Below are 12604 nucleotides of genomic sequence, written 5' to 3' on the forward strand. Positions count from 1 at the left end.
ATCGCCTGACTGCAGGCGCAGTGCTCGGTGTTGCAATGGGTGGTGTTGAACAGGCTAAAACATTTCTTGCCGATCGCCTCGTCCACGCTTGCGCCCAAAGCCTTGGCCCCGGCCGGGTTGATGTAGGTGATGGTGTAATCGGTGTCGATGGAGAAAATCGGGGTGGGAATGACGTTGAGGTTTTCGATCTTCTCATTGGCCTCCTGTCGTTGCCGGGCCTCGTCGGTGATGTCGAGGACGAACTCGAGGGCGCCGGTGATGTTGCCCTTGGCGTCCTTGATCGGCGCGCCGGTGTATTTGATCGGCATGATCACCCCGTCGCGCGGACGGGCGATGGTTTCCTCGCTGATCACCGCATCGGTCTTCATCGCCCGGTTGCAGGCGCATTTTTCCGTCTGACAGTGCGGCGTTTTGAACAGATCGTAGCATTTGCGGCCAATGACGCTGTCCGGGGTCAGACCGACAACCTGGGCGCCGGCGGGATTGATGTAGGTGACCGAGAAATCAGTGTCGATCGACATGATCGGGGTCGGAATGGCGTTGAGGTTCTCGATCTTGGTGTTGGCGTCGTGGCGTTGCCGCGCCTCCTCGGTGACGTCGAGAATGAATTCCAGCGCGCCCTTGATGTTGCCCTTGGCATCCTTGATCGGCGCGCCAGTGTACTTGATCGGGATGATCACCCCGTCGCGCGGACGGGCGATGGTTTCCTCGGTGACAATTGCGTCGCGCTTCATGGCCTGTCCGCAGGCGCATTTCTCGGTGCGGCAGTGCGGGGTGCGAAAGAGATCGTAGCACTTTTTGCCCACCATTTCGTCCGGGGTCAGGCCGGCAATTGCGGCGCCGGCCGGATTCATGTAGGTGATGGTGAACTCGGTGTCAATCGACATGATCGGGGTGGGAATGGCGTTGAGATTTTCGATCTTCTCGTTGGCCATCTGCTGCTGTTTGCTTTCTTCGGTAACGTCGAGCACGTATTCCAGCGCGCCTTTGATGTTGCCTTTAGCGTCCTTGATCGGCGCCCCGGTGTACTTAATCGGGATGATCACCCCGTCGCGCGGACGGGCGATGGTCTGCTCGCTGACGATGCTGTCGGTTTTCATCGCCCGGGCGCAGGCGCATTTCTCGGTCTTGCAATGCGGCGTCTTGAACAGGTCGTAACACTTCCTGCCTATCGCCTCGTCCGGGGTCAGGCCGGCAATGGACGATCCCGCAGGATTCATGAAGGTGATGGTGAAGTCGGTGTCAATCGACATGATCGGCGTGGGGATGGTGTTGAGGTTTTCGATCTTCTCCTCCGCCATCTGCTGCTGTTTGCTTTCTTCGGTGACGTCGAGCACGTATTCCAGCGCGCCCTTGATGTTGCCCTTGGCGTCCTTGATCGGCGCGCCAGTGTACTTGATTGGGATGATCACCCCGTCGCGCGGACGGGCGATGGTCTGCTCGCTGACGATGCTGTCGGTTTTCATCGCCCGGAAACAGGCGCACTTCTCGGTCTTGCAGTGCGGCGTCTTGAACAGGTCGTAACACTTCCTGCCCACCGCCTCGTCCGGGGTCAGACCGGCAATGGACGACCCCGCAGGATTCATGAAGGTGATGGTGAAGTCGGTGTCGATCGACATGATAGGCGTGGGGATGGTGTTGAGGTTTTCAATCTTCTCCTCCGCCATCTGCTGCTGTTTGTTTTCCTCGGTGACGTCGAGCACGTATTCAACAGCGCCGACAATATTGCCCTTGGCGTCCTTGATCGGCGCCCCGGTGTACTTGATCGGCACGATCACCCCATCCTTCGGCCGGGCAATGGTCTGCTCGGTGACCACCGAATCGGTCTTCATCGCCCGGGCGCAGGCGCATTTCTCGGTCTTGCAGTGCGGCGTCTTGAACAGGTCGTAACACTTCCTGCCCACCGCCTCGTCCGGGGTCAGACCGGCAATCGCCGCGCCCGCCGGATTCATGAAGGTGACGGTGAATTTATCGTCAATTTCCAGAATAGGGGTGGGAATGACGTTGAGATCGGTCTCCATCTGCCGCAACCGGGCTTCCAGCTGTTTTTGGTCGCTGACGTCGGTCATGGTGACCAGGGTCTGGCCGGAGCCGTTTGGCAGCGGCCGGGCCAGGGAGCGGTAATAGCGAAGGCCGGAACCGTTGTTGCGGATGGCCTCGGCGGTGACCGGTTTGTGCACCCGGCCCGCTTTTTCCACCGGGCAATCCTTGGAGCCGCAGAGGTGAAGATTGCAGGTTTCCTCGCAGGTCATCTTGCCGATCACTGCAGCCGATTCCAGGCCAAAGGTCTCAAAAAATGCGGGGTTTGCCCAAATGACGGTTCGTTTGGCGTCGACCATGAAACCAGGTTCGTCCAAGGTTTCAAATAAAGACAGATCCATGCCGGTCATTGATTGTTCTGCGGTTGCCATTGTTTCCTCCATTGATTTTCCGTTCGATATTTCAACTTTGTGTGTGTCCACTGGAGTTACGGTGATCGACCAGGACGTGGTCTTCCGCCGCAGCCGCCTCCGGCGCAGTGGTCTCCTGATCAGGAATCTGGAGATGATTGCGCAGGACATTGGCGACATTGACAACCAGCACATGTTCCTTCAGCCCGTTATCGTTGACAAATTCTATCAGCCGATCAAGGGTGTCCTTCTTTGACTGCAGCTCCGGCCGCAACGAGGGCGTGGCGTGAAACCGCTCCTGCTTGTAAATGGTGACGATTTCGTCCACCAAGAGGGCCACCAGGTTGCCGTTGGCCTTGCCGATGATCAGCTTGTCCTCCCGGCCGAGCTCTTTGGTGGTCACGTTATGATCCGGGCAATTGTAAAAATTGCGCAAGCTCAACACCGGCACGATCCGCCCGCGCAGGTTGATGATGCCCTGCACCAAACCGCCGCCGCTGGCGATCTGCATGAAATCGCCGCAATCGATGATCTCCTGCACGTCTTTCAGTTCAATGGCGTAGTGCTTGCCGATGGCGAACACCAGGTAGCAATGCTCGGTGATGAGGTGGCGGGCCGCCGGCTCGATCTCTGAGGCGGAGTCGCCGCCGGTTTTGCGCAGCCGCGACATGGCGTTGATCTTGTCCGTTTGCGAGCTGATCAGCCCTTGGACGTCAAGCAGCATAATGTTGTTGTACTGCTTGTTGTTGCATACGCCCTGCAGGTGCGGCAGGTGGTTTCCGGGGATGGTCAGGATCTCGTCGTCGGCCACCACCAGGATCTGATGAACCTTGTCGACGATCAGACCAAACGACAAGTTGTCCGACTGCATCACCAGGATGCGGGTGTCTTCGGTGGGCTGGAGGGTTTCCTCGGTGCAGCCCAGCAGCGTGGCGCTGCAGAGCACGGGAATGGTCTGGCCCCGCAGTTGCAACGCCCCCTCCACTTTGCCGCTCTTGAAGGTCTGATCAATGTCGGCAAAAAAACAAATCTCCCTGGAGTCGGCGACCGGAATGCCGTAGACCTGCCGCCGGCAGGAATAGACAACGAATTGCGAATAGGTGCGCGCCGCCGCAGGCGGCTGTTCGTTGCGGTCAACGACGCTTTCAATCGCGGCCGCGCCGTCCGGGAAAAGCCGCTGCAGATCAAGCAATTCCAAGGTGCGCCTCCCCTGCTCCAACTTGATCAGGTCGGCAATGACCGTTTCTTCAGTAAGGAGAAAGGCGTCCAGATGTTCGATCAACTCGGGCGCAACCCGGAGGACGTCGCGGATGTCGTCAACCAGCAAACCGTAGCGTTTGCGGTTGAACTGAATCACCGCCACCTTGGCGTCCGCGCCGTATTCAGTCTCCGCCAAGGCCAACCGTTTTTTCAGATTGATCACCGGGATGACGTCGCCGCGCAGAGGCATGACGCCCTCCAGAAACACGGCGCCGGTGGGCAAAGGCTGAATCGGCGCGTTGAGCGGCATGGCTTCGATCACCTGCTCCGCCGGCAGGGCAATTTCAATCCCGGCCCGACGATCAAGGATAAAGGAGGCAAAAAGTTGTTCCTGGCTCATAATGATGTTCCCGTTTATGGGGCGCACGGCTTGTCGCCGCTGGAAAGGCCGTCGCGCCGCGCTTCCAACCTGTCAAGCACGGCGCAGACTTCACTGAAATCGCTGTCCTGATAGGCAATAAACCGTGGCCGCAACTGATGACCGCAGGCCACGGTTTCGGCGTCGGCGGCGGGCAGCACCAGGATGAAGAACACCTGCTCCAGACGAAAACGATACGCCTCGAAAATCTTCAAATCCTGCCGGTTCGCAGCCAGCAGGACAACGATCTTCGGCAGCGGATCAGGCGTCTGAAAATGACGAATCAATTCCGGCATGTTGCAGCAATGGACCAGAGCTTCCAAAGACGCAGACGCCTCTATGGAGCGCTTCAGCCGCTCACCGCTTTCGGTCTGTTTTGCCGCGTATAACAGCACGTTCATTACAAGTCCCTCACCTTTTTTACCCAGTCAACCGGAAAAGATTGCCGTTTGCCTGGGGTTTGGCAAGGAACATGCCTGTCGAGACTGAGCAGGCAAAAATGCCTGCAAAGCCTGCCCGGCAGCCCATTGCGGTCTCTGCGCCGCAAAAAGCTGTTCGGAAACGGGCCGGCAAAAGGTGTCAACAAAAGGGGACTGTGTCCAGGGAAGTGAACAGGAGTCGGCAAAAAAAGAGCCTGCAGCGTTCCGGAATATGATCGGGAGCAACAACTATGCTTCCGGATATTTTTTGATCAGCTGATAAAGACGGGTGCGGGAAAGGCCGGAGAGACGTCCGGCCTCCATGATGTTGCCTTCGCTCTGTTGGAGGAGATGACGGGTGTATTGGCGTTCAAAGGCGTCCTTGGCCTCCCGCCAAACGAGCACGGGCGGAACGGCAGACGGTGGAGCGAGAGGGGCGGCCTCCTGCCGGGTGACGTTGGCGCGGGCATGGGCGGTGCGGATGTGCACCGGCAGGTGCTGGGTGAACAGGACCGGCGAATAGACGGCCTGGGCAAAGGCGGATTCAATGGCTTGGGACAGTTCGCGGACATTGCCCGGCCAGCTGTAGGAGGTGAGGTAGTCGATGAAATCGGGCATGCATTCCTTCTGCTCTTGCCCGTACCGCTGAACCAGGCGGCTGAGGAAATGGGTCGTCAGCAGCGGGATGTCGCCCTCCCGCTCGCGCAGGGGCGGCAGCGTCAGAGACAGGCCGCGGAGGCGGTACAGCAGATCTTCGCGAAACAATCCCTGCTCGGTCATAGCCGCCAGATCGCGATTGGTGGCGCAGATCAGACGAAAATCACTCTTGCACTCCTCCTGACTGCCCACCGGACAAAAAGCGCGCTCCTGCAGGACCCGAAGAAAACTCTTTTGCGTCGCCAACGGCAGCTCGCCGATTTCGTCGAGAAAAAGCGTGCCTTGGTCCGCATGCCGGATCAGGCCGCGATTGGCCCGGTCCGCGCCGGTGAAGGCGCCTTTGACGTGGCCAAAGAGCACGCTTTCCACCAGCTGTTCGGGCAAGGCGGTGCAGTCGACCACCACAAAGTTGCCGTTCTTGCGACGGCTGTTGGCGTGGATGGCCCGGGCAAAAGCCTCTTTGCCGGTGCCCGATTCGCCGGCAATGAGGACGCTGGCGTCGGCTGCCGCAGCCTTCGCAAGCGTTTCCAGACAATGCAGGAAGCTCGGGCTCTCCCCCACCAGCTGGTCGCGCTCCACGGTTTTAAGCACGGCCTTCTGGCCGCGCAGGGCCTGCCGGTATTGCAGGGCGCGGGTCAGCGACAGGGCGATTTCTTTGACGATGGAACTTTTTTCCAGATAGCACCAAGCGCCGTGGCGAATGGCCAGTTCGGCCCCGTCTGGATCGCCTTGGCCGGTGATGATGATCACCTGCGGCGCCGAGGGGACGGCCCGCAAGGGGTCGATCATGTGCAAACCGTTGCCGTCCGGGAGCCAGACGTCGAGCAGAATCACGTCAAAGACGCCGGCCGCCGCCACTTCCAGGCCATCCGCCAGGGTGTGGACGCAATGGGCGGAATGGTGCAGACTGTCCAGTTTGTCGGCAACGGTTTCGGCAAACAGTTGGTCGTCGTCGATGATCAGGATTTCAGCCATGCATTCTGTGGGGGCTTTGGGGAACGGCAATAAAAACTTGTTGGAATCGCATCACAATCTCGCGCGGGTAAAACATGCAACCTCATCCATTACACCTGCTGGCCCGCGAAATGTCAAGCCGGCAAAAGACGGCGAACCATGTTCAGCAAATCATTTCTGTCGAGCGGTTTGAGCAACAACGCCCTGATCCCAACATCGGCAAACTGCTCGCCTGAGCCCCGGTGATCATGGCCGGTGACCATGATCACCGGCAGGTCGGGCCGCAAACCACGCGCACGTTGGCACAGCTCGATTCCAGAGAGAAGCGGCATGTCGAAATCGGAAATCACCAGATCAAACTGAAAGGGATTGCTCTGCAGCCACTCGAGCGCTTCCCTGCTGTCGGTGCTGCCCTGCACACGCATCCCTTCCTTCTCCAGATAGCGGCGGATAATCTCCACCACATCAGGCTCGTCGTCCACCACCAGCACCCGGCCGGGCGGCGCGGCGAGGCGAGAAGCCGGAGCGGCTGGCGAGGTCTCGTCGTGGGCTGGCGGCGTTGTCAGGTTGCAGATCTGTTGCACCAATTGCTCGCCGCGACGGCTGGCCGCAACGATCCGCTCAAGCCGCCGCCGCACCGGCTCGGCGGCGGGCAGGTCCTCGTCGATCATCTCCGCATTGGCAATGATGATGCTGAAGATATTTTTGAAGGCATGCCTCTGCTCGCGGCTGAGCCTGCTTTCCTCTGCGGCCTGCGCGCCAGGACTTGCACTTGGTTCGTCCATTGAAGTCTCCTCTGTCGATCTCCAGTAAAAAAATCGCCAAACCTCTCTGTCCCGGTTCATTGCACGACGGTCCGTCCACCCTGCGGTGCGGTCTTGCAAAATGACGCCCATCGGGGTGAGAAATCCTTTTGATTCCCATAGCCTGACCCCAAGGCGGCTCATTGCCGGGCACCCCCTGCGGCAAAGAACGCGCCGTGGAGCCTTGTTCTTGTTTACTTCCCCGGCGAGAATGGCTATGGTGCGTGCCTGTTGCACGCCAGCGGCTTGCACGCGGCTCACAGCAAGCGCATCAACCGACACGTCCTTTGCCCTCATGAGCGCGGACTTTTTCTCCCATGGTTCGCACAGGTTGCACGCCTTGTCAAGATATTCAGCCCACAGCGCCAGTTCCGTCCCGCCATCTCTCCCGTGGCCCCCTTCATTGAGGCGACCTTCCGGGTTTGCTCTCTACAGATTGTTCAGCCAACACGACTAGAATTCATGCTCCGCATCCGTCCGACCTCCAAGACAAAGAAGAAGCAACCCCTGCGGTTTACCGCCACCTGCGGCTCCGGCCTGGAAACCCTGGTCAGCGAAGAGATTGCCGTCTTTGGCGGTGAAGACATCGTTGAAGGCGCCGGGGCGGTCTCCTGGACCGGCAATCTGGAAACCGGCTACCGGGCCTGCCTGTGGTCGCGCTTTGCCTCGCGCATCCTCCTGGAGCTGGCCCGGTTCGACGCCCCGGATCCGGACGCCCTTTACCTGCACGCCGGCAACATCCTCTGGGACGAACATTTCACCGTCGAATCGACCTTTGCGGTCCACACCACCCTGGTCAACGCCGCCCTCAACCACAGCCAGTTCGCCTCGCTGCGGATTAAAGACGCCATTGTCGACCAGTTCCGCAAGCGCTTTGGCAAGCGTCCGGACGTCAACGCCTTTGCCCCCGACATCCGCATCAATCTCCATGTAATGGGCACAGGGGCCTCGTTGTCGCTGGACCTTTCGGGCGAAAGCCTGCACCGACGCGGGTATCGCACCGGGGGCGGCGAAGCGCCGCTCAAGGAGACTCTGGCGGCCGCCATCGTCCGCCTTTCCGGCTGGCTTGACCGTGTTGACCGCGAACCTATCCTGCTTGATCCAATGTGCGGCGGCGGCACCCTGCTGATTGAGGCGGCTCTGATGCTCAGCGACAGCGCCCCCGGCCTGTTGCGCAAGACCTTCGGCTTCATGACCTGGAACAAACACGATCCTCAGTTGTGGGAACGGCTGGTGCAAGAGGCCCTGGACCGCGAAGGCCGGGGCATGCCCGAGACCTGGCCGCAGTTCATCGGCTACGACGCCGACCCCAAGGTGGTGGCCGCCGCCCGGAAAAACGTGATCGCCGCCGGCCTGCGCGAGATGGTCGTCATCAAACAACGGCAACTGGCCCGGCTGCAGAGCCCCGGCCCCCAGGGGTGCCTGCTGACCAACCCGCCCTACGGCGAACGGCTGTCGGAAAAAGAGGCGGTGAAATATCTCTACCGGTCCTTGGGCCGCGTCTTTGCCGCCCATTTCAGCGGCTGGACCCTGGGCTTCTTCACCGCCAACCCCGATCTGGCCGAGATGACCGGCATGAACTGGGCAGAGCGGCATCGGCTCTTCAACGGACCAATCAAATGCCAACTCCTGGTGGGTTCCGACAATCAGCTGACGGAAAAAGCGACGCCCCGCTGGACCACAACGCCCTTGGAACCTGGCGCGCCTGGGGTTGATTTTGCCAACCGGCTGATCAAAAACTGCGCCTCGCTGCTTCCTTGGGCCGAACAGGAGGGAATTACCTGCTTCCGCATCTACGACGGCGACATGCCTGAGTATAATCTTGCCATTGATTTCTACGAAGAGTGGATTCACGTTCAGGAGTATGCGCCGCCCGCCACCATCGAGCCGGCCAAGGCTGAGGAACGGTTCAGTCTGGCCATGCAGGTGATTCGCTCGGTGTTCGACACGCCCCGCAGCCGGATTTTCATCAAAACCCGGCAGAAACAAAAAGGGGCGCAACAGTACCAGAAAAAGCCCGGCCCAGGGGCGCTCTACGAGGTGCGCGAGGGCGGCGGCCGTTTCCTGGTCAATTTCACCGATTATCTCGACACCGGCCTCTTTCTCGACCACCGCCTCACCAGGGCGCGGCTGGGGCGGCTGGCCCAGGGCAAGACCTTTCTTAACCTGTTCGCCTACACCGGCTCGGCCACCGTATACGCCGCCATCGGCGGGGCCACCGCCACCACCACCGTGGACGTCTCCGAAACCTACTTGACCCGCGCCCAGGCCAACTTGGCACTCAACGGTTTTGGCGGCCCGCTGCATCAGATGGTCGAGGCCGACTGCATCGACTGGCTCAAGCAGAACCGCGAACGCTTCGGGGTGATTTTTGTCGATCCGCCGACTTTTTCCAATGCCCGTCACCGCAAACAAACCTTTGACGTGCAAAACGACCACCCGGCCCTGTTGCGCATGACCATGCAGCATCTGGCCAAAGGCGGCGTGCTGATTTTCTCCACCAATTTCCGCAAATTCAAGCTGGACCCGGCACTGGAGCAGGAGTTCGATCTTCGCGAAATCAGCGACGAAACCGTGCCCTTTGATTTCTCCCGCAACCGCCGCATTCACCGCTGCTGGGAAATACGTCATCCGCTGACGCCGGCGGAGCGGCGGACCGAGGAGGCGTAATGCCCGCCAATTCCCTCAATCCCGCCGAAGAAATCGTCGAAATCGTTGACCGCGACAACAACTCCATTGGCGCGGTCAGCCGACGGATCATGCGCCAGCAAGGCCTTATCCACCGGGCCTCCTATATCCTGGTGTTCAACCGCAGCGGCGAACTGTTCCTCCAGAAACGGACCATGAGCAAGGACATCTATCCAGGCTTTTGGGATCTAGCCGCCGGCGGCGTGGTGCTGGCCGGAGAGAGCTACGAGGAGTCGGCAAAGCGCGAACTGCGTGAGGAACTGGGTGTGGCGGGGGTGCAACTGCGCCGGCTTTTTGATCAGTATTACGAGGACGAAAACAACAAAGTCTGGGGCCGCATCTTTGCCTGCACCAGCGAAGGTCCCTTTACCCTCCAGGCCGAAGAAATTGATTATGGCCGGTTTATGTCGCTGGCCGAGATCGAACAACTCCACCAAACCGAGCCGGTCACCCCGGACGGCATGGCGCTGCTCCGGTTGCTTCCGCGCTAGGCCGGTGTTATTTCTTGGTCAAAGTAAATATTTGGCCTATACTCCGCCTATGATCAATTTCGGAGTTCGCACCGAGGCCTCATGTATGTCCATATAGCGCGGCAGCCAGTCTTCGACGTCCACAAAAAACTGTTTGCCTATGAGCTGCTGTTCCGCCAGACTCTGGGGTTGAGTTTAGGCGAACTGAGCGGCGACCGGGCCACAACCAGCCTGCTCTCCACCGCCTTTCTCACCGAGGGCATTGAAAAAATCGCCGGCAACAAGCCCTGCTTCATCAATTTTACCGAGAATCTCCTCCTCAAGGAGATTGCCTACTCCTTTCCAAAAAATAAAATCGTCGTTGAGATTCTTGAAGACGTGGCGCCCACCCCGGAGGTGATCGAGGCCTGCCGCCATCTCTCTCAGCAGGGCTATATTCTTGCCCTTGATGATTTTGTCTACGCCAAGGAACTGCTGCCGCTGGTGGAACTGACGAACATCATCAAAATCGACTATCGCCTTTCGACTCCGCAGGAAATCGAACGGCTGCAGTACAAATTGTCCCGCTTTAGCATTAAATATCTTGCAGAAAAAATAGAGAGTTACGAAGAGTTTGAACACGCCCGCAAACTCGGTTTCCACTATTTTCAAGGCTATTTTTTTGCCAGGCCCGAATCTCTGCGCATCACTGAAATCGCCTCAAACAAAACCAGCCTGCTTCGTCTCCTGATGGAGGTCAACAAACGAGAAACATCGGTTGAGAGGCTTGAAAAGATCATCGAAGCCGACGTCGCCGTCTCCTACAAACTGCTGCGTTACATCAATTCAGCCTATTTTCATCTGCTCCATCAGGTCGATTCCATCCGCCAAGCCATCACCTACCTGGGCGAGCGGGAAATCCGCCGCTTTGTCACTCTGGTGATCGTCTCCGAACTGGCGGCGGACAAGCCGACCGAACTGGTGCGATTGTCCGTGCTCAGGGCCCGGTGGTGCGAACTGTTGGCCGAGAACAGCCAACGCGCTCAGGATGTCTCCGAGACGTTTCTCCTCGGCCTCTTTTCCTTGATTGACGCCATCCTGGACATGCCCATGGAACAGATGATGGAAAAGCTGCCCCTATCCAACGAGGTCAAAGAGGCGCTGACCGTCGGCAAAGGGCCGCTCGCCCCCTTCCTGCAGGCTGTTGTCGCCTACGAGCAGGGCAAATCCAAGGAATGCCTGCAGGCCCTGCGGATGATCAAGGTCGACCCGGCCAAGGTCTACGATCTCTATCTCGACGCGGTCAAATTCGCCTCGATTATCGACTGAACGCCTTCCTTTTTTCTTCGCTGCGCCGAGCAGGCTTCACCCCTTCGCCCCTGCCGCATCCCACAATTCGAACAACTGCCCGATGCCCTGCGTGGCCAGGGCCGCCATGGCGGTGAACAGCTCCGGGGCAAAGGGCGCGCCTTCGGCCGTGGTCTGCACTTCAATCCACCGTCCGTCGCGGCTCATGACAAAGTTGGCGTCGACATCGGCGGACGAGTCTTCGGCATAATCCAGATCAAGCGCCGGCTGGCCGCCAACCACCCCGGCGCTCACCGCCGCCACCGGCAAGAGCGGCGGCAAAACGGCAAGTTGCCCGCGCTCGACCATGCCGGCAAGGGCCATGCGCACAGCCAGAGCGCCGCCGGTGATCGAGGCGCAGCGGGTGCCGCCGTCGGCGTTGAGCACGTCGCAGTCCACCCGCAGGGTGTGCTCGCCCAACAGCCGCAGATCCACCATCATCCGTAGAGATCGGCCAATCAACCGCTGAATTTCATGGGTGCGGCCAGACAGGCCGGAAACCGCCTCCCGCCGTCCCCGACTGTGGGTGGCGCAGGGCAGCATCCCATATTCGGCGGTGATCCAGCCCTGCCCCTTGTCCTTGAGAAAAGGCGGCACCTTGTTTTCCACCGTCACCCCGCAGAGCACATGGGTGTGGCCCATTCGGATCAGCGCCGAACCGTGGGCGTGGGGCTGCAACCCATATTCGACGCTGACCGGACGCAGAGCGTCGGCCGGACGATCACCGTTTCGCATATAAACTCCCTTTGTAGATAGTGTTGACGTGTGTTTCCGACTGTTTGGCGGAGCGACGGAGTGTCGCCCGGTCACAGGATAATCAAGGTGACGCCAGGGTTGGCGCGGTTCAGATCGCGGTGTTCGGCGAGGAAGGGGAAACGGCGCAGCAGTTGACGGCCGCGACCGGAGCGGCCCTCAAACTCTTCGCCGGGAATGACGTCTTGGATCCGTCCCTGATGGTGGAGGAAGTGCAATTGGCGCAGCACCGCTGTTTTAATCGCCCCGCCCGCGCCGCTGGAACCGTAACCGTGGATCAGGGTCAGCGCCTTGCACCCCAGCCCCTTGCTGAGGTTGATTTCACCGTCCAACCGGTCGAGAGCCAGCTGGACCAGCGGCATGCCTCTTTTCAGATTGACCAGACGGTGGAAGGCCCCGGTCGGGGGCAGGACGTTGCCGTTGCATTCGGCTTGGCAATAGGGGCATTGCAGCCTTCCGCTCTCAACCTCATTGCCGCAGACCGCGCAGATCATCTGTTCCATGGCCGCCCTGCCAAACCAAAGGC

At 59.7% G+C, this 12604-nt stretch carries 10 protein-coding genes; 3 read left to right on the plus strand and 7 right to left on the minus strand.

The window, feature by feature from the left end; genetic code table 11:
• The 5 genes from RCH93_RS13845 to RCH93_RS13865 form a co-directional block, all read right to left on the minus strand.
• Window positions 1-2411, minus strand: a 2411-nt coding sequence (locus tag RCH93_RS13845) for a PAS domain-containing protein (protein WP_306549008.1), incomplete at its 3' end; no start/stop codon positions are given.
• A gap of 31 nt (window positions 2412-2442) precedes the next feature.
• Complete coding sequence (locus RCH93_RS13850) at window positions 2443-3990, minus strand: chemotaxis protein CheW (protein WP_306549009.1); 1548 nt, start codon at window positions 3988-3990, stop codon at window positions 2443-2445.
• A gap of 14 nt (window positions 3991-4004) precedes the next feature.
• Window positions 4005-4409 carry a hypothetical protein gene (locus RCH93_RS13855; RefSeq protein WP_306549010.1) on the minus strand — a complete coding sequence of 135 codons (405 nt, stop codon included), beginning with the start codon at window positions 4407-4409 and terminating at the stop codon, window positions 4005-4007.
• Between the two features lie 267 nt (window positions 4410-4676).
• On the minus strand, window positions 4677-6059 hold the full coding sequence (locus tag RCH93_RS13860; protein WP_306549011.1) for a sigma-54 dependent transcriptional regulator: 1383 nt from the start codon (window positions 6057-6059) through the stop codon (window positions 4677-4679).
• A 113-nt stretch (window positions 6060-6172) separates the two neighbouring features.
• A complete protein-coding gene (locus RCH93_RS13865) occupies window positions 6173-6823 on the minus strand; it encodes a response regulator (protein ID WP_306549012.1) in 651 nt (216 codons plus the stop codon).
• 480 nt (window positions 6824-7303) lie between these two features.
• Between RCH93_RS13865 and rlmKL the strand changes: the two genes are divergently transcribed.
• From rlmKL to RCH93_RS13880, 3 genes are all read left to right on the plus strand, one after another.
• Entirely contained in the window at window positions 7304-9511 is a 2208-nt protein-coding gene (gene rlmKL / locus RCH93_RS13870) for a bifunctional 23S rRNA (guanine(2069)-N(7))-methyltransferase RlmK/23S rRNA (guanine(2445)-N(2))-methyltransferase RlmL (protein ID WP_306549013.1), read from the plus strand.
• Window positions 9511-10020: an NUDIX hydrolase YfcD gene (gene yfcD, locus RCH93_RS13875; protein ID WP_306549014.1), complete on the plus strand. Its 510-nt coding sequence runs from the start codon at window positions 9511-9513 to the stop codon at window positions 10018-10020. Before rlmKL ends, yfcD begins: the two co-directional genes overlap by 1 nt.
• A gap of 81 nt (window positions 10021-10101) precedes the next feature.
• Complete coding sequence (locus RCH93_RS13880; RefSeq protein WP_306549015.1) at window positions 10102-11307, plus strand: EAL and HDOD domain-containing protein; 1206 nt, start codon at window positions 10102-10104, stop codon at window positions 11305-11307.
• Window positions 11308-11343: 36 nt separating this feature from the next.
• Here the strand turns inward: RCH93_RS13880 and rph are convergent, their stop codons facing one another.
• A complete protein-coding gene (gene rph, locus RCH93_RS13885; protein ID WP_306549016.1) occupies window positions 11344-12060 on the minus strand; it encodes a ribonuclease PH in 717 nt (238 codons plus the stop codon).
• 71 nt (window positions 12061-12131) lie between these two features.
• The gene (locus RCH93_RS13890; protein ID WP_306549017.1) at window positions 12132-12581 is read right to left on the minus strand and encodes a hypothetical protein; all 450 of its coding nucleotides are present in this window, start codon (window positions 12579-12581) and stop codon (window positions 12132-12134) included.
• Window positions 12582-12604 lie beyond the last annotated feature (23 nt).

The sequence above is a fragment of the Desulfobulbus sp. genome, from assembly GCF_030824455.1.
Classification (GTDB): domain Bacteria; phylum Desulfobacterota; class Desulfobulbia; order Desulfobulbales; family Desulfobulbaceae; genus Desulfobulbus.

Bases quoted from the DNA above. Each gene is read 5' to 3' on its own strand.
- RCH93_RS13850 (WP_306549009.1), bottom strand. From the start codon at position 3,990: ATGAGCCAGGAACAACTTTTTGCCTCCTTTATCCTTGATCGTCGGGCC.
- RCH93_RS13855 (WP_306549010.1), bottom strand. From the start codon at position 4,409: ATGAACGTGCTGTTATACGCGGCAAAACAGACCGAAAGCGGTGAGCGG.
- RCH93_RS13860 (WP_306549011.1), bottom strand. From the start codon at position 6,059: ATGGCTGAAATCCTGATCATCGACGACGACCAACTGTTTGCCGAAACC.
- RCH93_RS13865 (WP_306549012.1), bottom strand. From the start codon at position 6,823: ATGGACGAACCAAGTGCAAGTCCTGGCGCGCAGGCCGCAGAGGAAAGC.
- rlmKL (WP_306549013.1), top strand. From the start codon at position 7,304: ATGCTCCGCATCCGTCCGACCTCCAAGACAAAGAAGAAGCAACCCCTG.
- yfcD (WP_306549014.1), top strand. From the start codon at position 9,511: ATGCCCGCCAATTCCCTCAATCCCGCCGAAGAAATCGTCGAAATCGTT.
- RCH93_RS13880 (WP_306549015.1), top strand. From the start codon at position 10,102: ATGTATGTCCATATAGCGCGGCAGCCAGTCTTCGACGTCCACAAAAAA.
- rph (WP_306549016.1), bottom strand. From the start codon at position 12,060: ATGCGAAACGGTGATCGTCCGGCCGACGCTCTGCGTCCGGTCAGCGTC.
- RCH93_RS13890 (WP_306549017.1), bottom strand. From the start codon at position 12,581: ATGGAACAGATGATCTGCGCGGTCTGCGGCAATGAGGTTGAGAGCGGA.